This is a genomic window from Streptomyces djakartensis (genome assembly GCF_014651075.1).
Taxonomy (GTDB): Bacteria; Actinomycetota; Actinomycetes; order Streptomycetales; family Streptomycetaceae; genus Streptomyces; species Streptomyces djakartensis.
In genome coordinates, this window is record NZ_BMWE01000003.1 from 240,473 (window position 1) to 266,724 (window position 26,252).

The 26,252-nt window shown below is 71.4% G+C and carries 27 protein-coding genes; 18 read left to right on the plus strand and 9 right to left on the minus strand.

Annotation, left to right across the window (positions count from 1 at the left end; all coding sequences use genetic code 11):
- Positions 1-41 precede the first annotated feature (41 nt).
- Genes argC through IE212_RS06960 form a run of 5 tightly spaced genes read left to right on the plus strand, consistent with a single transcriptional unit; the run spans position 42 to position 4,923 of the window.
- Complete coding sequence (gene argC, locus IE212_RS06940) at positions 42-1,070, plus strand: N-acetyl-gamma-glutamyl-phosphate reductase (protein WP_190196817.1); 1,029 nt, start codon at positions 42-44, stop codon at positions 1,068-1,070.
- Positions 1,067-2,218 carry a bifunctional glutamate N-acetyltransferase/amino-acid acetyltransferase ArgJ gene (gene argJ / locus IE212_RS06945; protein ID WP_190196818.1) on the plus strand — a complete coding sequence of 384 codons (1,152 nt, stop codon included), beginning with the start codon at positions 1,067-1,069 and terminating at the stop codon, positions 2,216-2,218. The genes argC and argJ overlap by 4 nt, the downstream gene beginning before the upstream one ends.
- Complete coding sequence (gene argB, locus IE212_RS06950) at positions 2,215-3,141, plus strand: acetylglutamate kinase (protein WP_190196819.1); 927 nt, start codon at positions 2,215-2,217, stop codon at positions 3,139-3,141. The genes argJ and argB overlap by 4 nt, the downstream gene beginning before the upstream one ends.
- A gap of 32 nt (positions 3,142-3,173) precedes the next feature.
- A complete protein-coding gene (locus tag IE212_RS06955; protein WP_190196996.1) occupies positions 3,174-4,370 on the plus strand; it encodes an acetylornithine transaminase in 1,197 nt (398 codons plus the stop codon).
- Positions 4,371-4,377: 7 nt separating this feature from the next.
- Complete coding sequence (locus IE212_RS06960; protein ID WP_190196820.1) at positions 4,378-4,923, plus strand: arginine repressor; 546 nt, start codon at positions 4,378-4,380, stop codon at positions 4,921-4,923.
- 169 nt (positions 4,924-5,092) lie between these two features.
- Here the strand turns inward: IE212_RS06960 and IE212_RS06965 are convergent, their stop codons facing one another.
- The 6 genes from IE212_RS06965 to IE212_RS06990 all read right to left on the minus strand — a co-directional run bounded on the left by IE212_RS06965 (position 5,093) and on the right by IE212_RS06990 (position 10,864).
- On the minus strand, positions 5,093-5,896 hold the full coding sequence (locus IE212_RS06965) for an FAD:protein FMN transferase (protein ID WP_229864107.1): 804 nt from the start codon (positions 5,894-5,896) through the stop codon (positions 5,093-5,095).
- On the minus strand, positions 5,889-6,947 hold the full coding sequence (locus tag IE212_RS06970; RefSeq protein WP_190196821.1) for an FMN-binding protein: 1,059 nt from the start codon (positions 6,945-6,947) through the stop codon (positions 5,889-5,891). Before IE212_RS06970 ends, IE212_RS06965 begins: the two co-directional genes overlap by 8 nt.
- A gap of 39 nt (positions 6,948-6,986) precedes the next feature.
- Positions 6,987-8,369 (minus strand): ferredoxin reductase family protein, encoded by a 1,383-nt coding sequence (locus IE212_RS06975; protein ID WP_190196822.1) that lies wholly within the window; start codon positions 8,367-8,369, stop codon positions 6,987-6,989.
- A 140-nt stretch (positions 8,370-8,509) separates the two neighbouring features.
- Positions 8,510-9,211, minus strand: coding sequence for a L,D-transpeptidase family protein (locus IE212_RS06980; protein ID WP_190196823.1), 702 nt, complete (start codon positions 9,209-9,211; stop codon positions 8,510-8,512).
- A 3-nt stretch (positions 9,212-9,214) separates the two neighbouring features.
- Positions 9,215-9,802 (minus strand): pyridoxamine 5'-phosphate oxidase family protein, encoded by a 588-nt coding sequence (locus IE212_RS06985; RefSeq protein WP_190196824.1) that lies wholly within the window; start codon positions 9,800-9,802, stop codon positions 9,215-9,217.
- Positions 9,803-9,943: 141 nt separating this feature from the next.
- Entirely contained in the window at positions 9,944-10,864 is a 921-nt protein-coding gene (locus tag IE212_RS06990; RefSeq protein WP_190196825.1) for a hypothetical protein, read from the minus strand.
- A gap of 309 nt (positions 10,865-11,173) precedes the next feature.
- On the opposite strand from IE212_RS06990, the gene argH reads away from it, so the two are divergent.
- The 4 genes from argH to IE212_RS07010 all read left to right on the plus strand — a co-directional run bounded on the left by argH (position 11,174) and on the right by IE212_RS07010 (position 15,907).
- Positions 11,174-12,607 (plus strand): argininosuccinate lyase, encoded by a 1,434-nt coding sequence (argH, locus tag IE212_RS06995; protein ID WP_190196826.1) that lies wholly within the window; start codon positions 11,174-11,176, stop codon positions 12,605-12,607.
- Positions 12,608-12,758: 151 nt separating this feature from the next.
- Positions 12,759-13,730 (plus strand): aldo/keto reductase, encoded by a 972-nt coding sequence (locus IE212_RS07000; RefSeq protein WP_190196827.1) that lies wholly within the window; start codon positions 12,759-12,761, stop codon positions 13,728-13,730.
- An 87-nt stretch (positions 13,731-13,817) separates the two neighbouring features.
- The gene (locus IE212_RS07005) at positions 13,818-14,369 is read left to right on the plus strand and encodes a TetR/AcrR family transcriptional regulator (protein ID WP_229864109.1); all 552 of its coding nucleotides are present in this window, start codon (positions 13,818-13,820) and stop codon (positions 14,367-14,369) included.
- A complete protein-coding gene (locus IE212_RS07010; RefSeq protein WP_190196829.1) occupies positions 14,366-15,907 on the plus strand; it encodes an MFS transporter in 1,542 nt (513 codons plus the stop codon). Before IE212_RS07005 ends, IE212_RS07010 begins: the two co-directional genes overlap by 4 nt.
- 102 nt (positions 15,908-16,009) lie before the next feature.
- On the opposite strand, the gene IE212_RS07015 is transcribed toward IE212_RS07010, so the two are convergent.
- Complete coding sequence (locus tag IE212_RS07015) at positions 16,010-16,684, minus strand: lysophospholipid acyltransferase family protein (RefSeq protein ID WP_190196998.1); 675 nt, start codon at positions 16,682-16,684, stop codon at positions 16,010-16,012.
- Between the two features lie 405 nt (positions 16,685-17,089).
- On the opposite strand from IE212_RS07015, the gene IE212_RS07020 reads away from it, so the two are divergent.
- The 3 genes from IE212_RS07020 to IE212_RS07030 all read left to right on the plus strand — a co-directional run bounded on the left by IE212_RS07020 (position 17,090) and on the right by IE212_RS07030 (position 19,403).
- The gene (locus IE212_RS07020; RefSeq protein WP_190196830.1) at positions 17,090-18,262 is read left to right on the plus strand and encodes a glycerophosphodiester phosphodiesterase; all 1,173 of its coding nucleotides are present in this window, start codon (positions 17,090-17,092) and stop codon (positions 18,260-18,262) included.
- Between the two features lie 92 nt (positions 18,263-18,354).
- Positions 18,355-18,849, plus strand: coding sequence for an RNA polymerase sigma factor (locus IE212_RS07025; RefSeq protein ID WP_190196831.1), 495 nt, complete (start codon positions 18,355-18,357; stop codon positions 18,847-18,849).
- Positions 18,850-18,905: 56 nt separating this feature from the next.
- Complete coding sequence (locus IE212_RS07030; protein WP_190196999.1) at positions 18,906-19,403, plus strand: GNAT family N-acetyltransferase; 498 nt, start codon at positions 18,906-18,908, stop codon at positions 19,401-19,403.
- A gap of 86 nt (positions 19,404-19,489) precedes the next feature.
- Here the strand turns inward: IE212_RS07030 and IE212_RS07035 are convergent, their stop codons facing one another.
- Both IE212_RS07035 and IE212_RS07040 read right to left on the minus strand, forming a co-directional pair.
- Positions 19,490-19,921: a hypothetical protein gene (locus tag IE212_RS07035; RefSeq protein ID WP_190196832.1), complete on the minus strand. Its 432-nt coding sequence runs from the start codon at positions 19,919-19,921 to the stop codon at positions 19,490-19,492.
- Positions 19,902-20,261 carry a hypothetical protein gene (locus IE212_RS07040; protein WP_190196833.1) on the minus strand — a complete coding sequence of 120 codons (360 nt, stop codon included), beginning with the start codon at positions 20,259-20,261 and terminating at the stop codon, positions 19,902-19,904. Before IE212_RS07040 ends, IE212_RS07035 begins: the two co-directional genes overlap by 20 nt.
- Positions 20,262-20,330: 69 nt before the next feature.
- Between IE212_RS07040 and IE212_RS07045 the strand changes: the two genes are divergently transcribed.
- The 6 genes from IE212_RS07045 to cbiE all read left to right on the plus strand — a co-directional run bounded on the left by IE212_RS07045 (position 20,331) and on the right by cbiE (position 26,102).
- Positions 20,331-20,981 (plus strand): HAD-IA family hydrolase, encoded by a 651-nt coding sequence (locus IE212_RS07045; protein ID WP_190196834.1) that lies wholly within the window; start codon positions 20,331-20,333, stop codon positions 20,979-20,981.
- A 378-nt stretch (positions 20,982-21,359) separates the two neighbouring features.
- Positions 21,360-22,394 carry a methionine ABC transporter ATP-binding protein gene (locus IE212_RS07050; protein WP_190196835.1) on the plus strand — a complete coding sequence of 345 codons (1,035 nt, stop codon included), beginning with the start codon at positions 21,360-21,362 and terminating at the stop codon, positions 22,392-22,394.
- Complete coding sequence (locus IE212_RS07055; protein WP_190196836.1) at positions 22,391-23,098, plus strand: methionine ABC transporter permease; 708 nt, start codon at positions 22,391-22,393, stop codon at positions 23,096-23,098. The genes IE212_RS07050 and IE212_RS07055 overlap by 4 nt, the downstream gene beginning before the upstream one ends.
- Before the next feature lie 62 nt (positions 23,099-23,160).
- Positions 23,161-23,979 carry a MetQ/NlpA family ABC transporter substrate-binding protein gene (locus tag IE212_RS07060; RefSeq protein ID WP_190196837.1) on the plus strand — a complete coding sequence of 273 codons (819 nt, stop codon included), beginning with the start codon at positions 23,161-23,163 and terminating at the stop codon, positions 23,977-23,979.
- A 142-nt stretch (positions 23,980-24,121) separates the two neighbouring features.
- Positions 24,122-24,751: a GNAT family N-acetyltransferase gene (locus IE212_RS07065; protein WP_190196838.1), complete on the plus strand. Its 630-nt coding sequence runs from the start codon at positions 24,122-24,124 to the stop codon at positions 24,749-24,751.
- A 136-nt stretch (positions 24,752-24,887) separates the two neighbouring features.
- The gene (cbiE, locus tag IE212_RS07070; RefSeq protein ID WP_190196839.1) at positions 24,888-26,102 is read left to right on the plus strand and encodes a precorrin-6y C5,15-methyltransferase (decarboxylating) subunit CbiE; all 1,215 of its coding nucleotides are present in this window, start codon (positions 24,888-24,890) and stop codon (positions 26,100-26,102) included.
- Positions 26,103-26,252 lie beyond the last annotated feature (150 nt).

The window sequence follows — 26,252 nt, forward strand, 5'->3', positions numbered from 1 at the left end:
GCGGAGAAACGTATAGTCATGCCCTCTAAGGAGGAGATTCCATGGCGGTACGTGCGGCAGTGGCCGGAGCGAGTGGATACGCGGGCGGGGAGCTGCTGCGTCTGCTCCTGGCGCACCCCGAGGTCGAGATCGGTGCCCTGACCGGCAACTCCAACGCCGGACAGCGGCTCGGCGCGCTGCAGCCGCATCTGCTGCCGCTGGCCGGCCGGGTGCTCCAGGAGACGACCCCCGAGGTCCTCGACGGGCACGACGTCGTCTTCCTCGCTCTGCCGCACGGGCAGTCCGCCGCCGTCGCCGAGCGACTCGGCCCCGACGTGCTGGTGATCGACATGGGGGCCGACTTCCGGCTCACGGACGCCGCCGCCTGGGAGAAGTTCTACGGCTCGCCGCACGCCGGAACCTGGCCCTACGGCCTCCCCGAACTGCCGGGTGCCCGCGCCGCGCTGGAGGGGTCCAAGCGCGTCGCGGTGCCCGGTTGCTACCCCACGGCCGTGTCGCTGGCGCTCTACCCGGCCTACACCGCCGGTCTCGCCCGGCCCGAGGCCGTGATCGTCGCCGCGTCCGGCACCTCCGGCGCGGGCAAGGCACCCAAGCCGCACCTGCTGGGCAGCGAGGTCATGGGCTCCATGTCCCCCTACGGTGTCGGCGGCGGCCACCGGCACACCCCCGAGATCACCCAGAACCTCAGTGCGGCGGCGGGGGATCCGGTCTCCGTCTCCTTCACGCCCACCCTCGCGCCGATGCCCCGCGGCATCCTCGCCACCTGCACCGCCGCCGCCCAGGAAGGCGTCACGGGCGAGTCCCTGCGCGCCGCCTACGACAAGGCCTACGCCGACGAGCCCTTCGTGCACCTGCTGCCCGAGGGGCAGTGGCCCGCCACGGCGTCCGTCTACGGTTCGAACGCCGTTCAGGTGCAGGTCGCGTACGACGCCGCCGCGGGACGGATCATCGCGATCAGCGCCATCGACAACCTCACCAAGGGCACCGCGGGCGGTGCCGTGCAGAGCATGAACATCGCCCTCGGGCTCGACGAGTCCACCGGACTGACGACGATCGGAGTTGCGCCGTGAGTGTGACGGCAGCGAAGGGATTCACGGCGGCGGGCATCGCCGCCGGGATCAAGGAGAACGGCAACCCCGACCTGGCCCTCGTGGTCAACACGGGCCCCCGCCGCGCCGCTGCCGGCGTCTTCACCTCCAACCGGGTGAAGGCCGCCCCGGTGCTGTGGTCCGAGCAGGTGCTGAAGGACGGCCGGCTCTCCGCCGTGGTCCTCAACTCGGGCGGCGCCAACGCCTGTACGGGCCCGAAGGGCTTCCAGGACACCCACGCCACCGCCGAGAAGGCCGCCGACGTGCTCGGTGTCGGCGCCATCGAGGTCGCCGTCTGCTCGACCGGCCTGATCGGCGTCCTCCTGCCCATGGACAAACTGCTCCCCGGCGTCGAGAAGGCCGCCGGATCCCTGAGCGAGCACGGTGGTGAGAAGGCCGCCATCGCCATCAAGACCACCGACACCGTCCACAAGACGTCCGTCGTGACCAAGGACGGCTGGACCGTCGGCGGCATGGCCAAGGGCGCGGGCATGCTCGCCCCCGGCCTCGCCACCATGCTCGTCGTCCTCACCACCGACGCCGACCTGGACAGCGACGCCCTGGACAAGGCGCTGCGGGCCGCCACCCGGACGACCTTCGACCGGGTCGACTCCGACGGCTGCATGTCCACCAACGACACCGTGCTGCTGCTCGCCTCCGGCTCGGCCGGCGTCACCCCGCAGTACGAGGAGTTCGCCGAGGCCGTGCGGCAGGTCTGCGACGACCTCGGTCAGCAGCTCATCCGGGACGCCGAGGGCGCCAGCAAGGACATCAAGGTCGAGGTGATCAACGCCGCGACCGAGGACGACGCCGTCGAGGTGGGCCGCTCCATCGCCCGCAACAACCTCCTCAAGTGCGCCATCCATGGCGAGGACCCCAACTGGGGCCGGGTGCTCTCCGCCATCGGCACCACCGCCGCCGCCTTCGAGCCGGACCGGCTGAACGTCGCCATCAACGGCGTCTGGGTCTGCAAGAACGGCGGAGTCGGCGAGGACCGCGACAAGGTCGACATGCGCTTCCGCGAGGTCCACATCGTCGCCGACCTGGCCGCCGGCGCCGAGACCGCGACCATCTGGACCAACGACCTGACCGCCGACTACGTCCACGAGAACAGCGCGTATTCGTCATGAGCAGTCCGACGCGGAAACACACCGCCCTCCCCAAGGCCCAGATCCTCATCGAGGCGCTGCCCTGGCTGGTCCGGCACAACGGCAAGACCGTCGTCATCAAGTTCGGCGGCAACGCCATGGTCGACGAGGACCTCAAGGCCGCCTTCGCCCAGGACGTGGTGTTCCTGCACCACGCCGGCCTCAAGCCCGTCGTGGTGCACGGCGGCGGCCCTCAGATCAGCGCCGCCCTCGACCAGCACGGCATCGTCAGCGAGTTCAAGGCGGGCCTGAGGGTGACCACCGAGGACGCCATGGACGTCGTACGGATGGTGCTGGCCGGCCAGGTGCAGCGCGAGCTGGTCGGGCTGCTCAACCAGCACGGGCCGCTCGCCGTCGGCCTCACCGGCGAGGACGCCCACACCATCTCCGCGACCAGGCACCAGCCCGAGATCGACGGCGAGCTCGTCGACATCGGGCGGGTGGGCGAGATCACCGCGATCGACACGGGCGCGATCGAGGCCCTGCTCGCCGACGGCCGCATCCCGGTCGTCTCCTCCATCGCCCGCTCCCAGGACGACGGACATGTCTACAACGTCAATGCCGATACGGCGGCTGCGGCACTCGCTGCCGCACTGGGCGCCGAGACCCTCATGGTTCTCACGGACGTCGAGGGACTCTACGAGGACTGGCCGAACAGCGACGAGGTGATCAGCCGCCTCACCGCCACCGAGCTGGAGCGGCTGCTGCCGGACCTGTCCTCCGGCATGGTGCCGAAGATGGAGGGCTGCCTGCACGCCGTACGGGGCGGCGTCACCACCGCCCGCGTCATCGACGGCCGGGTCCAGCACTCGATCCTGCTGGAGATCTTCACCGACGAGGGCATCGGCACGATGGTCGTGCCCGACGAGAAACCCGGGGGACCGGGCGAACAGGGGGAATCGTGAACAACGCCGTGGACCAGGCCGCGGGCAACGTCGTGGGCAACCAGGAACTGACCGCGCGGTGGCAGGGCGCGCTCATGAACAACTACGGCACCCCGAGGCTCCCGCTCGTCCGCGGCGAGGGCACCACGCTGTGGGACGCCGACGGCAACCAGTATCTGGACTTCGTCGGCGGCATCGCGGTCAACGCGCTCGGCCACGCCCACCCGGCGATCGTCGAGGCCGTGAGCCGGCAGATCGCCTCCCTCGGCCATGTCTCCAACCTGTTCGTCGCCGAGCCGCCGGTCGCGCTCGCCGAGCGGCTGCTGCGGCTCTTCGGCCGCGACGGCAAGGTCTACTTCTGCAACTCCGGTGCCGAGGCGAACGAGGGCGCCTTCAAGATCGGCCGGCTCACCGGCCGGACCCACATGGTCGCCACCCGGGGCGGCTTCCACGGCCGGACCATGGGCGCCCTCGCGCTCACCGGCCAGCCCGGCAAGCAGGAGCCCTTCCTGCCGCTGCCCGGCGACGTCACGCACGTGCCGTACGGCGACGCGCAGGCGCTGGCCGCCGCGGTGACGGAGGAGACGGCCCTCGTCGTCATCGAGCCGGTCCAGGGCGAGAACGGGGTCGTGGTACCGCCCGTCGGCTATCTCAAGGCCGCCCGCGCGATCACCGCCGCGACCGGGGCGCTGCTCGTCCTCGACGAGGTGCAGACCGGCGTCGGCCGGACCGGGCACTGGTTCGAGTACCAGGCCCACGAGGGTGTGCTGCCCGATGTCGTCACCCTCGCCAAGGGCCTCGGCGGCGGACTGCCGCTCGGCGCGACCGTCGCCTTCGGGCGGGCCGCCGAGCTGCTCCGGCCCGGCCACCACGGCACGACGTTCGGCGGCAACCCCGTCGCCTGCGCCGCCGGGCTCGCGGTCCTCGACACCATCGAGAACGAGGGGCTGCTGGAGAACGTCAAGCGGCAGAGCGAGAAGCTGCGGGACGGGATCGAGGGCCTCGGCCACCGATTGATCGATTTCGTCCGGGGCGCGGGCCTGCTCCTGGGTATCGTGCTCACCGAGCCGCTCGCGCCCCAGGTGCAGCAGGCGGCTCAGGACGCCGGTCTCCTGGTGAACGCGCCCGCCCCCGATGTCGTACGGCTCATGCCGCCGCTGAACATCGCCGATGCCGAGGTGGACGCGTTCCTCCGGGCCCTGCCCGGCGTCCTCGACACAGCCTACGGGGACGGACGAGCCGGGGAATGAGACGACGATGAGCCAGGCGCAGGACCACGAGCAGCCGGGGGCGAACGGGCCCGCCGTGCCGCAGACCCGCACCGCACGCCACCGCCGGATCGTGGACATCCTCAACCGCCAGCCCGTGCGGTCGCAGAGTCAGCTGGCGAAACTGCTCGCCGACGACGGGCTGAGCGTCACGCAGGCGACGCTCTCGCGGGACCTGGACGAGCTGAACGCGGTGAAGATCCGCAATGCCGACGGCGACCTGATCTACGCCGTGCCCAGCGAGGGCGGTTTCCGTACGCCGCGGGCGCCGCTGGGCGGGTCGGCGAAGGAGGAGCGGATGCGGCGGCTGTCGCAGGAGCTGCTGATCTCGGCGGAGGCCTCGGCGAATCTCGTGGTCCTGCGGACCCCTCCGGGGGCGGCGCAGTTCCTGGCCTCGGCGATCGACCAGGCCGAGCTGCACGACATCCTCGGGACCATCGCCGGTGACGACACGTTGCTGTTGATCAGCCGGGAGCCGGACGGGGGGCAGGCGCTGGCCGATCACCTGCTGAGGCTGGCGCAGAACGGCCACTGAGCGCCGGTGGGCGTGTGCGGGTGGACTGTGGCCGGTCGCGCAGTTCCCCGCGCCCCCAAGAAGGCCGGTTCCGCCTAGCTGCGGGCAATCGTGCCGCTTAGGGCGGCACGGGTGGGCGCAGCGGCACCCCGCTCCGCCGGGCTGTGCAACGCCCCGCCCCAGCCCCCGCTCACCCCAGCCGCGCCGCCAACCCCCCGGTACAGCGCACCTCGTCACCCGCCGTGATGAGTAAGGCCTCAACCCCCGGCAGCGACTCCAGCCACGCCAGCCCTTCCCGCGACCCCATCGCGAACGCCGCCGTCGCCCAGCAGTCCGCCCACGTCAGCCGCGGCCCCACCACGGTCACGGCGACCAGGTCGGTGACAGCCGAACGCCCCGTGCGCGGGTCGATGATGTGCGCACCCCGCTCCGCCGTACCGGACGTGGCCACCGCCAGCTCGTCCGCCCCGGCCGCCGAGACGACCGCCGCGAGACCCCCGGGACGCAGCGGGTCCGACACTCCGACCCGCCACGGCCGCTGCGCCTCCGGCGCCCCGAGCATCTGCACGTCGCCGCCGCCGTTGATGTTCACCCCGCTCACGCCGGGCGTCCGAGCCAGCCGCCGCGCCGCCCGCTCGACCGCCCAGCCCTTGACGATGCCGGTCGGATCGAGGCGGCCCTGGTACGTCGTGCTGAACCAGCCGTCGCTCAGCCGCTCCGCCTCGGCGGCCAGCTCCAGCACCTCGGCGACCTCGGGGTCGCACTCCTCGACGGTCAGTTCGCCGCGCTGCAGCCGGGAGATCTGGCTGTCCTCGCGATAGGTGCTGAACACCTCGTCCACCCGGTGCAGCCCGGCCACGGCCTCGTCCACCGCCGCGCGCACGGCGGCCGGTTCCCCGCCGCGGACGTCGAGGGAGAAGACGGTCCCCATCGTCTCCTCCACATGACGCACCGCGGCGGGTGCCTGTGCGGAGTCGGCCACCGTGTCAGCCACCGGCCTGGTCCAGCGCGGACTGCAGGGACTGCTTGTAGCCGGCGCTGGTGTAGGTGGCTCCCGAGACGGCGTCGATCTGGGCGTTGCCCGCCGCGACCGCCGCCTGGTTGAGGCGGGGCACCGAGTTGGAGGTGATCTGGTCGCTGCGTCCGCCCTTGGGGGCCTGGACGGCTTCGGCCTTGGTGATCTTTCCGCCGGCGACGGTGATGCGGACCTGGACCGGACCGTACTGCGTCTGCGCGACACTGCCCGTGACGGTCCTGGCCTGGGCGCTGCCCGCGCCGGAGCCCGCGCCCTGCGAGGAGCCGCCTCCCGCCGGGACCTTGTCCAGCGCGGACTGCAGGGACTTCTTGTATCCGGCGCTGGTGTAGGTGGCTCCGGAGACGGCGTCGAACTGGGCGTTGCCCGCCGCCACCGCCGCCTGGTTGAGGCGGGGGACGGAGGAGGAGGTGATCTGGTCGCTGCGTCCGCCCTTGGGGGCCTGGACGGCTTCGGCCTTGGTGATCTTTCCGCCGGCGACGGTGATGCGGACCTGCACCGGCCCGTACTGCGTCTGCGCCACGTCGCCCGTGACGGTCTGGGCGTTGCCCGAGCCCTGCGAGGCGCCTGACGAGGCCTTGGCCTTGTCCAGCGCGGACTGGAGGGACTTCTTGTAACCGGCGCTGGTGTACGTCGCCCCGGAGACGGCGTCGATGTCCGCGCTCTGCGCGGCGACCGCCGCCTGGTTGAGGCGGGGCACCGAGCTGGCCGTGATCTGGTCGCTGCGTCCGCCCTTGGGCGCCTGCACCGCCTCGGCCTGGGTGATCTTGCCGTTGCTCATGGTCAGGCGGACCTGCACGGCGCCGTACTGCGTCTGCGCCGCGTCACCGGTGACCGCGCCGTTCACGCCGCCCTGCGGGGCCTGCCCCGCCGCCGCGGGCGGGATCTGACCGCCCGCGGCCTGGGCGCCGCCCGGGTCGGAGGCCGGCTTCATGGACAGCAGCAGCACGATGCCGGAGACGGTGGCTGCGCCGGCGAGCACGGCACGCCGGACGGGGTGACTCTTCCTCATGTTCCTCAAGCTCCTGAAGGGCCGTTGATGTCCCGTCGCTCACATCTCGAACGACTCGTGATGGATACGGCGGGCGGGGACTCCCGCGCCGCGCAGTGCCTCGTACACCGACTGCGCGAAGCCGGGCGGCCCGCACATGAAGACGTCGTGGTTCTCGATGTCCGGGATCTTCCGCTGGAGGGACTCCGCGGAGATGTCGGGGCGTTCCCCGTCCGGGCTGTTGACCGCGTACATCAGCCGGGCGCCGCGCTCCTCGGCGATCTTGGCGAGTTCGCCCCACAGGGCCAGGTCCTGCGTGGTGTTGGCCCGGTAGAGCAGGGTGATGTCGCCGGACGCCCCCGGCAGCGTCTCGAACAGCGCCCGCATCGGGGTGATGCCGACACCGCCCGCGACCAGCAGCACCTTGCCGCGGCTGCGGCGCTGCGCGGTCATCGCGCCGTACGGGCCCTCGGCCCACACCTTGGTGCCGGGCTCGAGTTCACGCAGCCGGGAGGTGTGGTCACCGATCGCCTTGACCGTGATCCGCAGCATGTCCGGGCGGGGCGCCGCCGACAGCGAGTACGGGTGCGAACTGAAGCGCATGCCCGGTGCCTTGAACCGCCAGCGGAAGAAGTGCCCTGCCTCCGCGCCCATCCGGTGCAGCTTGCGCCCGCTGATCAGCACGGACACGATGCCCGGTGTCTCCTCGATGACCGCCGCCACGCGCATGCGGTGCCGCAGGTTCAGCCGGATCGGGACGAGAATCCGGTACCAGAGCACCAGCGCGGTGACCGCGCCGTACAGCCCGTACCAGAAGGTCTTCGCGGCGGGCTCGACGGCGAACTCGTTGCCGGTGGTGATCTGGTGCCAGAACGTCATGTACACCGAGGCGTACGTCAGCAGGTGCACGTGGTACCAGGTGTCGTACCCGATCATCCGGCGGACCCCGCCGATCGACAGGATCCCGATGACGAACAGCAGGCCCGTGCCGATGGCGGCCTTGCCCATGTCCGGCAGCTGGTTGATGGAGTCGATCGTCTGCTGGACGATGTCGCCGAGCCCCTTGCCCGCCTGGAGGGCGTAGCCCCACATGGTGAGGAAGACATGGGCGAGGACCAGGCAGAGCGTGTAACGGCCGCTCATGGCGTGCCAGCGCGCGACCCGGTCGCTGCCCACCCGCCGCTCCAGCGCCGGCACCCGGGCCATCTGGAGCACCACGAGCGCCATGAGGTATCCGGCGAGCAGTCCGGTGATCCGGCCCGCGGCCAGGATCTTGCTCGAGGTGTCCGCGAGGGACGGTGTGTTGTCCCACCACAGCCACAGCACGGCCGCCGCCCCGGCCGCCAGGGCGATCAGCAGCGGGACGGCCGGGGAGCGGCGCGGGCGGATGCGGCGCATCGTCTGGCGGCGGGCGGCACGTCCGCCTGCGAGCGTGGTGGTCACGGTTCCTCCGTGGGGCATTGACCCTTGGCCCACAGATACGTGCCGGGGCACGGGAGTGTTCAGCCACGCGCCGAGTCCTGTGCCGACAGAAGTGACCGGGGGTAACCCGTCGTCGTGCCGGGGCGAACGTTGCCAGCCCCCTAGTACCGGGTGACGGCCGTGGCGCCGCTCGTCGTCCCGACCGCGATGTGAGGGCGCCGTGCCGGGTCGGCCCACGTCAGGATCCGCCGCATGGCGTCCTTGGGCACGGACACGCAGCCGGCTGTCGCCCCGCGTCCGTGGACGTGCAGGAAGATGCCGGCCCCGCGCCCCCGGACGGGACGACGGTAGTTGAAGCCGATGACGAGCGCGTGCGCGTACCGCTCTCCGTAGGTGATCAGGTGCTCGGACTCGGCGGACCGGCAGTCGGCCGCGCGGGGCTCGGTCCAGCGGTTGTAGGAGCGGGACTCGTTGTCCTGGCACCACCAGGAGTCCCGGTGCACCCGGCGGTACCGGTACGCCGTCCCGCGCGGCGCCGCCTCGATGCCGAAGGCGTACGGCAGGCCGAACAGACCCGTGGGTGTCGTGTTCGTGCCCTGTTCGCGGGAGGCGCCCTGGACCAGCCCGTTCACCCCGAAGCGTGCGCGCGCGGAGCCCGCCTTCACCCATCGTCCGTCCCTGCGGTCCCACCAGGTGACGGTGCCCGTCGTCGAGGCGGCCTGCGGGGCCACCGCGGTGATCAGCTGGGTGCCGCCGCCGGTGTCCGCCATCCGGGCCGGCAACGGTTGTGACGAGGGGGGCGGGGGCCCGGTGCCGAGCGCCACGAGGGAGGAGACGGCGAGGGCGAGGCCACCGGGGCGCATGCCTCAGACGCTAGAGGGAGGCAGCGGCAACGGCAGCCCGGGTAGTCCGTCCAGGCTGGTGGCGATGTGCTCCTTCTTGGTGAAGTAGGCGCTGAGCGAGGCGTCGTCCTCGCGGGCGAAACGCTTGCCGTGCAGATCGCGCTCGGACTCGTACGCCATGAAGGGCACCGCGTAGCCGCAGGTGTCACGGACGAGTTCGGCGGTGACGACGATGATGGCGCGCAGGCCGTGCCGCGTCGGGTCGATGTCCGGGAAGTGCGCGAGCAGTTCCCGGAACCGGGGATCGTCGCGGAAGACCGGCTCGCCCCTGCCGTGCACGCGCACGATGTTCGGCGGCCCCTGGAAGGCGCACCACATCAGGGTGATCCGCCCGTTCTCCCGCAGGTGGGCGATGGTCTCGGCGTTGGAGCCGGCGAAGTCGAGATAGGCCACCGTGTGCTCGTCGAGCACCGCGAAGGAACCCTTGAGGCCCTTGGGGGAGAGGTTGACCGTGCCGTCGGCGGACAGGGGAGCGGTGGCGGTGAAGAAGACCGGCTGCGCCTCGATGAACGAGCGGAGCCGGCCGTCTATGCCCTCATGAGTCTTTCCCATGTCTGACGATTATGGGCGCAACTCCTTCGGCAGTCTAAGGAATTGCGGGATCCGGTCACCTCTGCCGGATCCCGCCCCCGGCGCCTGCTCTGCGGCCGCCCCGGCCGGCGCTCAAACGGGGCGGCCACAGCGCCTGTCACCTCACTTGGTGAGCGTGCAGGCGGCCAGGGAGTCGAGGCCCGCGGGTCGCTCCGCCGTGCGGCCGATGGCGGTGGCGATGCGGTTGATCGCGGCGACGCGCTTGTCCTCGAGCGGGCCGAGGATGGCGTTCTGGACGAAGTTGGGTCCGCCCTGGCCGACGGTGTCGACGAGGCGCTTGTTGGCCTCGGCGATCTGCTTGTCCAGGTCGCCCAGGTTGCGGTCGACCTCCGCCTGCGCGGAGGCGGGGATCGCCGGCAGCTGGGAGGCGACGTCCGGGCAGCTGATCGTGCCGGCCCCGGCGTTCCCCGCCTCGCCCGCACCCGCGTCCTGCCCGGCACCGGCTTCCGCGCCCGCACCGGCTTCCGCGCCCGCACCGGCCTCGGCGCCCGCTCCGGCACCCGCTTCCGCTCCGGCGCCGGCCTCCTGACCGGCGCCCGCCTCGCCACCCGCGGCCTCGCCCGCTCCGGCCGCTCCGTCGGCGCTGAGCTGGCAGGCGGCGAAGGCCTCCAGGCCCTCGGGCTTCGCGGCGGCCCGCCCGATGGCGGTCTCGATGCGGTTGAGGGCGGCGACGCGCTTGTCCTCGAGCGGGCCGAGGATGGCGTTCTGGACGAAGTTGGGTCCGCCCTGGCCGACGGTGTCGACGAGGCGCTTGTTGGCCTCGGCGATCTGCTTGTCCAGCTCGGCCAGGTTGCGGTCGACCTCCGCCTTCGCCGAGGCGGGGACCGCCGGAAGCTGGCCGGTGACGTCGGGGCACGAGATGGTGCCGGGACCGGCCAGCGTCCGCGCGCTCTTTCCGCCGCCCTCGGGCGTTTCCCCGGCGAGGGCGAAGCCGGCGATCACCGTGCCGGACAGCGCCACCGCGGCGGCGCCGCCGATGAACGTGACGCGACGCTTGTTGTACTTCGGAAGAGCCCTGGACATGCCGATGCCTCACTAGGGGTCGGGGGGTGTTGTGGTCGTACAACGCGGCGCCTGCGTTCGGCGAGAGATACGGGTAAGCGGTTTCCCGTGTTCAAGGGATCTTCAAATTTCTCTCGGCATGGCCGGAAGCGGGTTCTCACCCCTCGGCGGATTGACGAATCATGCAGACTTCTGCATACTCATGCATGCGGCCTGTCGTCGAAGATCGCGCCCCGGCGGGACCTCGCGTAAGCAGTAGCGTGATGACCGCCACCTCACCCACACGTGGGGAGGCGGGGGAACACCGACACCCATTGAGGAGCACAGCACGTGAGCAGCAACAGCGGTGACGTCCGGCTCTGGGGCGGCCGTTTCGCCGACGGTCCCGCCGAGGCCCTGGCGAAGCTGTCCGCGTCCGTCCACTTCGACTGGCGGCTCGCGCCGTACGACATCGCCGGCTCGCGTGCGCACGCCCGCGTGCTGCACAAGGCGGGCCTGCTCACCGAGGACGAGCTGACCCGGATGATCGCCGGGCTGGACCAGCTGGAGGCGGACGTCGCCGACGGCTCCTTCGTCGGCACCATCGCCGACGAGGACGTCCACACCGCCCTGGAGCGCGGCCTCCTGGAGCGGCTCGGCCCCGACCTGGGCGGCAAGCTGCGCGCGGGCCGCTCCCGGAACGACCAGGTCGCGACCCTCTTCCGGATGTACCTGCGGGACCACGCCCGGGTCATCGGCGGTCTGCTCGCCGAACTCCAGGACGCGCTGATCGGCCTCGCCGAGGCCCACCCCGACGTGGCGATGCCCGGCCGCACGCACCTCCAGCACGCCCAGCCGGTGCTCTTCGCCCACCACGTCCTGGCCCACGTCCAGTCCCTGTCCCGGGACGCCGAGCGCCTGCGCCAGTGGGACGAGCGCACGGCGGTCTCCCCGTACGGCTCGGGCGCCCTCGCGGGCTCCTCCCTCGGCCTGGACCCGGAGGCGGTGGCGGAGGACCTCGGCTTCGAGCACGGCTCGGCGGGCAACTCCATCGACGGCACGGCCTCCCGCGACTTCGTCGCCGAGTTCGCCTTCATCACCGCGATGGTCGGCGTCAACCTCTCCCGGATCGCCGAGGAGGTCATCATCTGGAACACGAAGGAGTTCTCCTTCGTGACCCTGCACGACGCGTTCTCGACGGGCTCGTCGATCATGCCGCAGAAGAAGAACCCGGACATCGCGGAGCTGGCCCGCGGCAAGTCCGGCCGCCTGATCGGCAACCTGACGGGCCTGCTCGCCACCCTGAAGGCACTGCCCCTCGCCTACAACCGAGACCTCCAGGAGGACAAGGAGCCGGTCTTCGACTCCATCGACCAGCTGGAGATCCTGCTGCCGGCCTTCACCGGCATGATGGCCACGCTCACCGTGCACCGCGAGCGCATGGAGGAACTGGCCCCGGCCGGCTTCTCCCTCGCCACCGACATCGCCGAATGGCTGGTCAAGCAGGGCGTCCCGTTCCGCGTCGCCCATGAGGTCGCCGGCGAGTGCGTGAAGGCCGCCGAGGCCGAGGGCAAGGAACTGGACGCCCTGACGGACGAGCAGTTCGCGAAGATCTCCAGCCACCTGACTCCCGAGGTGCGGACGGTCCTCAACGTCCCCGGCGCGCTGGCCTCCCGCAACGGCAGGGGCGGCACGGCACCGAGTGCGGTCGCCACCCAGTTGGCCGAGGTGAAGGCGGACGTGGCGGCCCAGCACGAGTGGGCGACGGCCAAGAAGCAGGACTGACCGGCCCCAGTGGCGCGGGGAACCGCGCGAGTCACCACAGACAACCCGCACCCGCCACGCCACCACGCCACGCCACCACAGGTCCCGAGCTCGGAGGCGAAGGTCATCGCCGGGGTTACGTTGGTCATCAGCCGACCGAACGGAGCCCCCGATGCCCTTCGCCCGCCTGGCCACGGCGACAACCCCCACCTGTCACATCGGCCTGGGCCTCGCCGCCGTAGGACGCCCCGGCTACATCAACCTCGGCCGGGACGAGGACCTTCCCGCAGAGCGCACGGTCGACGCCCTGCGGGAACGCACCCACGAACTCCTCGACGCCGCCTACGCGCAGGGCGTCCGCTACTTCGACGCCGCTCGCTCCTACGGCCGCTCGGAGGAGTTCCTCGCCGACTGGCTGCGCGGCAGGCCCGGCCTCGATGACATCGTCGTCGGCAGCAAATGGGGCTACACCTACACCGCCGACTGGTCCACCGACGCGGAGACGCACGAGGTCAAGGACCACACCCTGGCCGCCTACGAGCGGCAGCGCGCGGAGAGCGAGGCGCTGCTCGGCGACCGGCTCGACCTGTACCAGATCCACTCGGTGACCCCGGACAGCCCGGCCCTCGCCGACAGGGAACTCCACGCGAGGCTCGCCGAGGCCGCCGCCCAGGGCCTCACCGTCGGCTTCTCCACCAGTGGTCCCGCGCAGGCGGACGCGATCCGCGCCGCCCTGGCCGTGACGGTCGACGGCGAACCCCTCTTCCGCACCGTGCAGTCCACGTACAACGTGCTGGAGACCTCCGCCGCCCCCGCCCTCGCCGAGGCGCACGCCGCCGGACTGACCGTGATCGTCAAGGAGGGCATGGCCAACGGCCGGCTGGCCAGCCCGCACGCGCCGGACGTCATGAAGGAGGTCGCCGAGCGTACGGGGCTGGGCTGCGACGCCGTCGCCCTGGCCGTCGTCCTGCGTCAGCCCTGGGCCGGCGTGGTCCTCTCCGGCGCCGCCACCACCGGCCAGCTCGCCTCCAACCTGCACGCCGCGGTCGTGGACCTCGACGACGACCAGCTGGCCCGCCTCGCCACGCTGGCCGAGGAACCCCGTGCCTACTGGGAGCGGCGCGGACAGCTGCCCTGGCACTGACCACTCTTCCTTCTCCGTGACTCCGCATCGTGAGTCACGCACGCCCCGCATGAGACATTCATGTCTCATATGGCCTATGCTTGTCTCATGGCTGTCGACCCTGACCACGTGCTGCGCTCCGCCGCCGCGCTGCTGACCCGCAAATCCACCGCGACGATGGACGAGGTCGCCAAGGCCGCCGGGATCAGCCGGGCCACGCTGCACCGCCACTTCGCCGGACGGGACGCCCTGGTCCGCGCACTCGAGACGCTCTGCATCGCGGAGTGCAAGGCCGCCCTGGACGCGGCCCGGCTGGACGAGGGCACGGCGAGCGAGGCCGTCCGCCGGCTGGTCGGGGCCGCCGAGCCGGCCGCCGGACTGCTCGCCTTCCTCTACACCGAGAACCAGCTGTTCGAGGGCGAGGAGCAGAACGCGGGCTGGTCCCTGATCGACGACCGGATCTCCGCCCTGTTCCGGCGCGGCCAGCTCAGCGGCGAGTTCCGCATCGACCTCACGCCGGCCTGGCTCACCGAGGCGCTGTACGGGCTGATCGCGTCCGGCGCCTGGATGGTGCGCAGCGGCAAGGGCGCCCCCAAGGACTTCCAGCACATGATCGTCGAGCTGCTGCTCGGCGGCGCACTACGGAGAGAGGAATCATGACCAGCACCCTGCAGACGGCGACGACGACCGAGGCGGTGAAGCGCCCGGGCCGCTGGCTCGCGCTCGGCGTTCTCGTGCTCGCCGTGCTGCTGGTGGCCGTCGACGCGACCGTCCTCGGTCTCGCGACCCCCTACATCAGTGAGGACCTGAACCCCTCGGGCACACAGCTGCTGTGGATCGGCGACGTCTACTCGTTCGTCATCGCCGGTCTGCTCGTCTCCATGGGAAGCCTCGGCGACCGTATCGGCCGCAAGCGGATCCTGCTGGCCGGTGCCACGGCGTTCGGTGCGATATCGGTGTTCAACGCCTACGCCACCACGCCCGGCATGATGATCGCCGCGCGGGCGCTGCTCGGCGTCGCCGGCGCGACCCTGATGCCGGCCACCCTCGCGCTGATCCGCAACCTCTTCCACGACGCGCGGGAACGCAGTCTCGCCGTCGGCGTCTGGGGCGCCACCGCCTCCGCGGGCACCGCCGTCGGCCCCATCGTCGGCGGGTTCCTGCTGGAGCACTTCTGGTGGGGCTCGGTCTTCCTGATCAACCTGCCAGTGATGGCCGTGCTGGTCCTCCTCGGGATCAGGCTGCTGCCCGAGTCGCGCACCGCGAACCCGGGCCCCTGGGACCTGGTCAGCGTCCTGCTGTCGCTGGTCGGCATGGTCGGTGTGGTGTACGCGATCAAGGAGACCGCCACACACGGTCTCGCCTGGACCGCCTCGGTCGCCGGCCTGCTGGGCGCCACCGCCCTGTACGGGTTCGTCCGCCGTCAGCTCCGGCTCCCGGCCCCGCTGCTCGACATGCGGCTCTTCCGCAGCCGCGGCTTCAGCGGAGCGGTGCTGGCCGACCTGCTGACCATCCTCGGCCTGTCCGGGCTGGTGTTCTTCCTCTCCCAGTACCTGCAACTCGTGCAGGGCAGGCGCCCGCTCGAGGCGGGTCTGGCCGAACTGCCCGCCGCGATCGGCGCGGTGGCGGCCGGTCTCGTCGCGGGGCGGGCGGCACGCCGCCTCTCGGTGCGTGCCGTGGTCTCCGGCGGCCTCGCGGCGATCGGCCTCGCCCTGGCCGCGCTCACGGTGATCGACCAGTCCACCGGTTATCCGCTGCTCGGGGCCGTGCTGCTGGTGGTCGGTGTCGGTGCCGGTTTCTCGTTCACCGTGACCGCCGACGTGATCCTCTCCAGCGTGCCCAGGGAGCAGGCGGGCTCGGCCTCCGCCGTCTCCGAGACGGCCTACGAACTCGGCGCCGCCCTCGGCATCGCCGTGCTCGGCTCGATCGTGACCGGCGTCTACCGCGACTTCACCGGCCCGGCGGGCACGCCCGCCGCGGCCCACGAGTCACTGGGCGGCGCGGTCGAGGCGGCCACGGGCATGCCCGCGCACAACGCAACGGTGATGCTGGACGCGGCCCGCACGTCCTTCGTCGACGGACTGGCACTCGCGTCGGGCGTCGGCGCGGCGGTCCTGCTGGCCGCGGCGTCGGCGGCGTGGTTCCTGCTGCGGGGGCAGAAGCTGGAGAACGACACGGACCACGCATGTCGCCCCTGAGGGTCCGCGCCCTCAGGGGCGCGGGGAACCGCGCGACCAGCCCCCACGCATCCGCGGCCGCGAGAGCCACGGCCCCCGACCACGGCGCGCGCCCGCTCGGAGCTACGCCGCTTCCTTCGCCTTGCTCGCGTACATGTCCACGTACTCCTGCCCGGACAGCCGCATGACCTCACTCATCACCGAGTCGGTCACGGCCCGCAGCACATAGCGATCCCGGTCCATCCCCTCGTACCGGGAGAACTCCATCGCCTCACCGAACCGCACGGTGACCTTGCCCGGCCGGGGCAGACCCGCTCCGCCCGGCTGGAGCCGGTCCGTGCCGATCATCGCGAACGGCACCACCGGTGCCCCCGTCATCAGCGTGAGCCGGGCGATGCCGGTACGTCCCCGGTACAGGCGGCCGTCGGGCGACCGCGTGCCCTCCGGGTAGATGCCGAAGACCCGGCCCTCCTCCAGCACCCGCCGCCCGGTCATCAGCGCGGCCACGCCGCCCCGGCCGCCGTCGCGGTCGACCGGGATCATGCCGACGCCGGTGAAGAACCAGGCCATCAGCCGGCCCTTGAAGCCCTTCCCGGTCACGTACTCGTCCTTGCCGATGAAGAAGACCTGCCGGTCGCAGACCAGCGGAAGGATCATCGAGTCGATGAACGTCAGGTGGTTGCCGGCCAGGATGACCGGACCGTGGGCGGGAATGTGCTCCGCACCTTCCACCTGTGGGCGGAACATCAGGCGCATGATCGGGCCGAGCACTGCCTTGATGAGCGCGAAGCGGGACAACGGATCCTCCGGTGTCAAGGGATGCTTTATGAGTCTGTGCAGGTGAGGACGATACTCGCGGCCCCCGGGGTCGCGCACATCGGCACGGCGACTTAACCGAGGCCTTACGTACTGTTGACGCGTGTTTACCTGCGGTGACGCACAGTCGAGGGCCGGTGACCCGGCCGTCACGGTGTGACGGACATCGCCCCGGGCGCACCGCCGGTGACCTCGCACGCGTTCCCGGCACAGCCGCTCCGAATCCACCGGATCGCGGTGGAAACCCGACGGGCCGTCAACTCTCGCCCACACGGACCACTGTGACACCCGTCGTCACCCGCCTGTTCCGCGCGGCGTCTCCCACTCGTCATGTACGCGCCCTTACGATCAGCCCGCAGTGACGAGCCGACGGCAGGGAGGCCGCTCATGGGAACGCAGAAGTCGAACGAGGTATCGAGCGGCACCGGACGGCGGGCCCTGCTCGGGGCGGCCGTGCTCGGCGCCGGCGGAGCGGTCCTCGGGGTGACCGGCACGGCGAGAGCGGACGGTGCCCGGCACGGCGGCGCGCACGGGGGACTGAGGAGCCTTCCCAGGCCGACGATCGTCGGCCACCGGGGGGCCAGCGGCTACCGCCCGGAGCACACCATCGGTTCGTACCAGCTCGCTCTCGACATGGGCGCCGACATCGTCGAGGCCGGCGATCTGGTGCCGACGAAGGACGGCCACCTCGTCTGCCGTCACGAGCCGGAGATCGGCGGCACCACCGACGTCGCCGACCACCCCGAGTTCGCCGACCGCAAGCGGACCAAGCTCCTCGACGGCGTCTCCACCACCGGCTGGTTCACCGAGGACTTCACCCTCGCCGAGCTGAAGACCCTGCGGGCGGTCGAGCGCATCCCGGCCAACCGACCGCACAACACCCTCTACGACGGGCGCTGGGAAGTGCCCACCTTCGAAGAGGTCCTCCAGTGGCAGGACGAGCAGACCCGCAGGAGCGGCAAGCAGGTCTGGATCTACCCCGAGCTCAAGCACCCCACCTATTTCCGCAAGCAGGGCCTGCCGCTGGAGGAGCGGGTCGCCAAGCTGCTGCGCATGCACGGCAAGGACGGGCGGACCTCCCCGGTCGTCATCCAGTCCTTCGAGCCGACCAGCATCGAACGCCTCAACAAGCTCGTCGACAACCCCCTGGTCGTCCTGCTGTCCTCGGCGAACTCCCGCCCCTGGGACTTCGTGGAGACCGGCGACCCGCGCACCGTCGCCGACCTGGTCAAGCCGGCCGGCCTGAGGGAGATCGCCTCCTACGCCCAGGGCATCGGCCCGACCCTGGACCTGGTGATCCCGCGGGACGCCGAGGGCAACCTCACTGAGCCGACGACGCTGGTCACGGACGCGCACCGGGTGGGCCTGATCCTGCACCCGTGGACCCTGCGCAACGAGAACCCCTTCCTCCCCGCGGACTTCCGCGACGGCACGGAGGCCGACGCCTACGGAGACGTCTTCGGCGCGTACCGGGCGTACTTCGCGACCGGTATCGACGGCGTCTTCACCGACCAGCCCGACACGGGCCTGCTGGCCCGCGAGGACTTCCTCAACGGCTGAGCGCGTCAACGCCTTCAGCTCACACCCCCCCGGTGGGGTGAGCTTCGGCCGCCGGGGCAACCCGCCGCCCGGGCGGCCGCGTCGATCCGTATGTGACGCACGACCTGGTCGACGCCCTGCGCCCGCTGCTCGCCGCCGAGGCGCGCGCGGAAGCGCCTGCCGCCGGAGCCGAACCGGGCGACCTGGAGCAGGCGGTCTGGCTCCGCCTGCTGGAGCGTCTCGACGCCGAGGATCCGCCGCCCGACCCGCCGGAATGGCTCCGCCGGGCCGTCCGCTCGGAGGCCCGACGCACCCGCCGGACCAGCAGCCTCGAACAGCCGTACGCCGTCGAGCCGGTCGACGACGATCACCGCGGCCCCGAAGAGCTCGCACTCGCCGCGGCCGGCGGCCGTACCCTGCGCGAGGCCGTGCGCCGCCTCCCTGGCCGCTGCCCCCGGCTGATGGAGGCCCTGCTCTCGCCCGAGGACCTGACATACCAGGAAATCGCAGGGGAGTTGGGTATCTCACAGGGGAGTCTTGGTCCGGAACGTTCCAGATGCCTGGGATGTCTGCGGAGATTGCTCACGCCGGAGGTTGCGGCCCGCTGAGGACGGGGATAGGAGTGAGGGACGACAGTGATCAGATGAGCGGGAGGCGTGCGCACATGGGCATGAGTGTGACCATCTCTGCGGCGACCGAGCAGGACGCGGAGCAGATCTTCAGGCTGCAGTACCTGTGCTTCCAGCCGGAGGCGGCGCTGTACGGGAACTACCGCATCGACCCGCTCGTCCAAACACTCGACTCCGTCCGCGAGGAGGTCACCCGCGACTGCGTCTTCGTGGCCCGGCTCGGCGACGAGGTCGTGGGCTCGGTACGCGGCTCGGTCACCGAGGACGGCGCGGCCGCCATCGGAAAGCTCTGCGTGCACCCCCGGCTCCAGGGCCACGGCATCGGCGCCCGTCTCCTCCGCGCGGCCGAATCGGCCCTCGCCGGCCAGCACGGCGCCACCCGCTTCCGCCTGCACACGGGCCATCGCAGCGAGGGCAACCTCCGCCTCTACCGCAAGGTCGGCTACCAGACGGTGGGCACCTCCCAGGGCGCGGACGGCGTCCCGATGATCGTCCTGGAGAAGCCGGCCGGGACGTACGCGGCGACGGCGTAGCTCTCAGGGGCGCGGGGCTGTGTCGAAGTGCGGCTCCGCCGCGTGGGCGCGAACAGCCACACACGAGGCGTACTCGCCGGCGCCCCTCAGCCCGCGTCCCCCTGCCGCGTACGCGACCGCCGAAGCCAGTAGATGGCCGACAACGGCAACAGAACCGGGATGAACACATAGCCCATCCCGAAGTCCGACCACACGGTCGCGTCCGGAAACGCCGACGGCTCGACCAACGTCCAGGTCCCCACCGTCAGCACACCCACAAGCTCCGCGGCACAGCACACCAGCGCCACTCGCCGGGCCCTCTCCCCGCCCCGCACCAGCGTGTACGTGATGAACCCGTACACGACACCGGCCACGGCCGACAGCGAGTACGCCAGCGGCGCCCGGTCGAACTCCGTCGCGATCTGATAGACCGACCGCGACACCGCCCCGACGACCATCACGCCGTACAGCCACACCAGCAGCGTGCCCGGCCCACTGGTCAGCCGTCGCCGGCTCACCTCAACCTCCCCAGATGTCATGGAGCCGCACCTCCAGCACCGCCAGCACCACGCCACCCGCGGCGACCGTGACCGAGCCCCACCGTGTCCGCTCGGCCAGCGACATGAACCCCGCCGCCGGGACGCACGCGAACGCCCCCAGCAGATACGCGACGAAGATCGTCGTGCCCTGTTCCGGTTTCTCGCCTCGCGCCAGCAGCACGATCCCCACCACGAGCTGGACCACCGACAGCAGCGTGACCACGGCCATCCCGATGAAGTGCCAGTCCTTCGTCGGCTGGTCACGGTAGGCGGCCCAGCCGCACCAGACGGCGAGCAGCAGCGCGGCGACGCCGGTCACCAGCGTCAGGGCATCAAGCATGCTGCGACCTTATTACGGCCGAAAAGGCCCGATGCCTCCGGCCCCGGGCCGCCCCGTAGGGTCGAGGACATGAAGATCCACGCGCACGCCCTGCTGTTCGACAACGACGGAACCCTCGTCTCCTCCCTCGCTTCCGTGGACCGCTGCTGGACGCGGTGGGCCGCCGAGTACGGGATCACGGCCGAGGAGTTCGCGCGGGTCGAGCTGCACGGCAGGCCGGCCGCCGAGATAGCCACCGACCTGCTGCCCGCCGAGCTCGTGCCGCAGGCCGTCGCGCGGATCGAGGACCTGGAGGTGGAGGACGTGCCGGGCGGCGGAGTGCACCTGCTGCCGGGGACCCGTGCCTTCCTCGACGCCCTGCCTGCCGAGCGGTGGGCCGTCGTCACCTCCGCCACCCGGCGGCTGGCCGAGGCCAGGCTCGACGCCGTCGGCATCCTGCCCAAGACGCTGGTCGCCGCCGACGACGTCACCCGGGGCAAGCCCGACCCCGAACCCTATCTGCTCGCGGCCCGCGCCCTCGGCGCCGACCCCGCCCACTGCGTCGTCTTCGAGGACGCGCCCGCCGGCCTCGCGGCCGGACGCGCCGCCGGCATGACCACCGTGGCGTTGACCACAACCCACCAGGCCCACGAGCTGCGCGCCGATCTGGTCGTCGAGGATCTGTCGGCCCTGTCGGCACTGGTCACCGAGCGGGGAGTGGAGATCTCCGCCCGGGGCTGACGTGCCCCCGGCCCCTGTCCACCGCTGTCCACCATGCGGACAGTGGCGGCTTGTCAGGACCGTACGCGTGTTTTACTGACGGCATGACCACGACGAGCGACCGCATCCCCGCGACCGAGGCGACCATGACGCCCGGTGCTCGTTGTACGTGTCGAATGTGCGCCTTCTAGAGGGCCCCTGCACCACCCCCTGAGCTCGCGCCCCGAAGCGAGACCGCGGCATGTCCGCACGCCCTGAGCGGTGCGTGACGCCCAGCCGCCCCGCGCACATGTTCTCCCCGGTTCCACGCCCCCGCGAGAACCGTGTCGCGTCCCTGAACGAACGCACCCGTGCCCGGGCACACCCGCGCCCGCGCACTCGACAGTGACGGAAACCCACGTGATCACCACAACGGACCTGACCAAGGTCTACCGTTCGCGCGGCCGCGAGGTCACCGCCCTGGACGGCGTCGACCTGCACGTCCGCGAAGGCGAGGTGTACGGCGTCATCGGCCAGTCCGGCGCCGGCAAGTCCTCGCTCATCCGCTGCGTCAACCTGCTGGAACGCCCCACCTCCGGCACCGTGACGGTCGCCGGCGAGGACCTCACCGCCCTGGCGGGCAGGGGCCCGCGCGCCGGACGGGAGCTCCGGCGGGCGCGCAGCAGGATCGGCATGGTCTTCCAGCACTTCAACCTGCTGTCCTCGCGGACCGTCCAGGACAACGTCGAGCTGCCGCTGGAGATCCTCGGCAAGTCCGGGAAGGAACGTTCCCGCAAGGCACTGGAACTGCTCGACCTGGTCGGCCTCGCCGACAAGGCCGGCGCCTACCCCGCCCAGCTCTCCGGCGGCCAGAAGCAGCGCGTCGGCATCGCCCGCGCCCTGGCCGGCGATCCGAAGGTCCTGCTGTCCGACGAGGCCACCAGCGCCCTCGACCCGGAGACCACCCGCTCGATCCTGGCCCTGCTGCGCGACCTGAACCGGCAGCTCGGCCTGACCGTGCTGCTCATCACCCACGAGATGGACGTCGTGAAGTCGGTCTGCGATTCGGCCGCGCTCATGGAGAACGGCCGCATCGTCGAGTCGGGCACGGTCAGCGAGCTCCTCGCGACCCCGGGCTCCGAACTGGCCGCCGCGCTGTTCCCGCTCGGCGGCGAGGCCTCCGGCGACGACCGCACCGTCGTCGACGTCACCTTCCAGGGCGAGAGCGCCACCCAGCCGGTCATCTCGCAGCTGGCCCGCACCTACAACATCGACATATCGATCCTCGGCGCCGCCATCGACACCGTCGGCGGGCTCCAGGTCGGCCGGATGCGCATCGAACTTCCCGGCCGCTACGAGGACAACGTCGTGCCCATCGGCTTCCTGCGCGAGAAGGGCCTGCAGATCGACGTCCTGGGCCACGAGGCCGAACTGGTGAAGGAGAGCGCCAAGTGACCTGGTCCGAGATGCGGCCCCTGCTGGAGCAGGCGTGCTGGGACACCCTCTACATGGTCGGCTGGTCCACCCTCATCGCCGTCGTCGGCGGGCTCCCGCTCGGCATCCTGCTCGTCCTGACCGACCGCGGGGGCCTGCTGCAGAACCTCGCCGCCAACAAGGTCATCGGGCAGGTCGTGAACATCGCCCGCTCCCTGCCGTTCATCATCCTGATGGTCGCGCTCATGACCTTCACCCGCTGGATCACCGGCACGACCATCGGCCGCGAGGCCGCCATCGTGCCGCTCGCCATCGGCGCCATCCCGTTCTTCGCGCGCCTGGTCGAGACGGCCGTCCGCGAGGTGGACCACGGGCTCGTCGAGGCCGTGCAGTCCATGGGCGGCAACACCTGGACCGTCGTCCGCAAGGTCCTGGTGCCCGAGTCCCTGCCGTCGTTGATCTCCAGCACCACCACCACGATCGTCGCCCTCATCGGCTACTCCGCGATGGCGGGCACCGTCGGCGCCGGCGGCCTGGGCGACATCGCCATCCGCTACGGCTACCAGCGCTTCGAGACGCAGCTGATGTGGATCACCGTCGCGATCCTCGCCGTCGTCATCTCGCTCATCCAGTTCGCCGGCGACTACGCGGCCCGCTCCCTGCACCGCCGCGGCGCCCATTCGGGACCCGCCCCGAAACTGCGGCTGCTCAAAGCCGCCTCCTGATCCCCTCGTCCATCCACGACGAGGTCGCACCACTCGCAAGGCCCTAAGGAAAGGCACTTTTCGTGCGTAACACCGCCAAGATCACCACTGCCGCCCTCGCCGCCGGAGCCCTCACCCTCGGGCTCAGCGCCTGCGGCTCGGGTGCCTCGGGCTCCGACGGACCCCTGATCGTCGCCGCCAGCCCCACCCCGCACGCCGAGATCCTGAACTACGTCAAGGACAACCTCGCCAAGAAGGAAGGCCTCGACCTCCAGGTCAAGGAGTTCACCGACTACGTCACGCCGAACACGGCGACGCAGGACGGCTCCGTCGGCGCCAACTACTTCCAGAACAAGCCGTACCTCGACGACTTCAACAAGAAGAACGGCACCGACATCGTGCCCGTCGTCACGGTCCACCTGGAGCCGCTCGGCCTCTACTCCCACAAGGTCAAGAAGGCCGGCGACCTGAAGAGCGGTGCGACCCTCGCCATCCCCAACGACACCGTCAACGAGGCCCGCGCCCTCAAGCTCCTCGCCGCCCACGGGCTCATCACCCTCAAGGAAGGCGTCGGCAGCGAGGCCACCCCCGGCGACATCGCCAAGAACCCCAAGAAGCTCAAGTTCAAGGAGCTGGAGGCGGCCCAGACCCCGCGCTCCCTCGACGACGTGGACGCCGCCGTGGTCAACGGCAACTACGCCATCGAGTCCGACCTCGAGCCCTCGAAGGACGCCCTCGTCCTCGAGTCCCCGGAGAACAACCCGTACGGCAACTTCCTCGCCGTGAAGAAGGGCGAGGAGGACGACCCGCGGGTGAAGAAGCTCGCGAAGCTCCTCACCTCGCCCGAGGTGAAGAAGTTCATCCAGGACAAGTACGCCGGCTCCGTGCTCGCCTCCTTCTGAGCCCGCGTCCGGCACCCGCCACGCACGGCGTCCTCCCTCACCGGGGTGGGGGAGGGCCCGTGGTGCGGATCAGGGCTTTCATGCTGCATGCTGGGCAGTTCAGCAGGCCCTGAAGGTTTTACCGAAGGTTTTGGAGCGGCGCATGACGAGCACCTTTCCCAACGTCTCCATCAGCACGGAGCGGTTGGTACTGCGCCCCCTCGACGAGCCGGACATCCAGTCGTTCACCGACATGATGAACGACGAGCTCGTCACCACGTGGACGACCGTCCCGCGCCCCTACACCGAGGCCCACGCCCGCTCCTGGATCACCGAACAGGCTCCCGCCGAACGCGCCGAGGGCCGTGGCATCGTCTTCGCCGTCGCCGAGTTCCTCACTCAGCGGCTCGTCGGCGTCGTCCACCTCAAGAACACCGACTGGCGGGTCCGCTCCAGCGAGATCTCCTACGTCATCGCCCCCTGGGCCCGCGGCGAGGGCTACGCCTGTGAGGCGGCGCTGGCCACCGCGCAGTGGCTCTTCAACGACCAGAAGTTCGAGCGCCTCGAACTGCGCACCGCGGCCGACAACACCGCCTCCCAGCAGGTGGCCCAGAAGATCGGCTGCATCAGTGAGGGAGTGCTGCGCGGAGCCTGGATAGCGCGGTCCCGGCACGACGACGAGTGGACCGAGGTGCGCACCGACCTCATCGTCTGGAGCCTGCTCCCCGAGGACCTCGACGGCGTCGGCGAGCAGTCGCCGGACGGTTTCACGTCCTTCGGCGACTGGAACTGACCGGACGGACCCCGCCCACCACGGCACCGCCGCCCCCCTCCGCCGTCTTCACCGGGTACTCTCACGGAGCCCGCCCGCGGGCCGCTCACCAAACGACACGCAGACGACCTGCGAGAACCCCTGGAGACTGACGACGATGGCCGACCGGGTCACGGTGATCGGCTGGGACGGTTCGCCGCTGACCGCCGCGGCGCGCGCCGCCCTGAGCGCCGCCACGCTCGTGGCGGGTGCCGCCCACCACCTGGCGCTCCCGGAGGTCCCCGCCGGCGCCGAGCGCATCCGCCTCGGCAGCGTCGCCCTCGCCGCCCGCCGTATCGCCGCCCACCGCGGCACGGCCGTCGTGCTGGCAGACGGCGACCCCGGCTTCTTCGGCGTGGTACGCACCCTGCGCGCCCCCGAATTCGGCCTCGAGGTCGAGGTCGTCCCCGCCGTCTCCTCGGTCGCCGCGGCCTTCGCCCGCGCCGGTATGCCCTGGGACGACGCACAGGTGGTCGTCGCACACCGTCGTACCCTGCGTCGCGCGGTCAATGTGTGCCGCGCGCACACCAAGGTGGCCGTGCTCACCTCACCCGGCGCCGGCCCCGCCGAACTCGGCCTGCTTCTCGAAGGAGTCCACCGCTCCTTCGTCATCTGCGAGGAACTCGGCACCGAACGCGAGCGGGTCACCGTCGTCACCTCCGACAAGGCCGCCGACCACACCTGGCGCGACCCCAACGTCGTCATCGTCCTCGGCGGTCCGGCCCGCCCCGGCGCGGAGTCCGGCGGCTGGATCGCCGGCCGCGACCCGTCCGCCGGGCCACGTGGCTGGACCCTGCCCGCCGAGGCGTACGGCGGTGACCTCGGCGAGGGCGAGAACCAGCTGCTGCGGGACTCCCAACTCGCCCGTCTCGGACCGCGCGTGGGCGACCTCGTGTGGGACATCGGCTGCGGCAGCGGCGCCCTCGCCGTCGAGGCCGCACGCGCCGGCGCGGCCGTCATCGCCGTCGACAGCGACCAGGCGGCCTGCGCCCGCACCGACGCGACCGCCCGCCGTCTCGGCGTCCAGCTCCAGCTCGTGCACGGCACCGCCCCGCACATCCTGGAGAACCTCCCCGAACCCGACGTCGTCCGCGTCGGCGGCGGGGGAGCGGCGGTCGTCTCCGCGGTGGCCGACCGTCGCCCGCAGCGCATCGTCACCCACGCCGCCACCCGTGACGCCGCCGAGCTCATCGGCCGGGACCTGACGGAGCACGGCTACGACGTCGAGTGCGCCCTGCTCCAGTCCGTCGAACTCGACACCCGGGCCTGGACGGAGAAGGAACGGAGCGTCACGTTCCTGCTCAGCGGCGTGCTGCCGCGGCGCGGCGCCTGACCCCGCCGTCGTCCCCGTGATCGGTTTGTCGTACCGCGCGCGGTAGGCTGGCCGATCGCTGCACCGCACCAGGACGCCCGGCGGTTCGTCGGTCAATGTCCGGAAAACCCGCCCGTTTTGGGGTGGGTGTGGTACGGCACAACCGAAGGA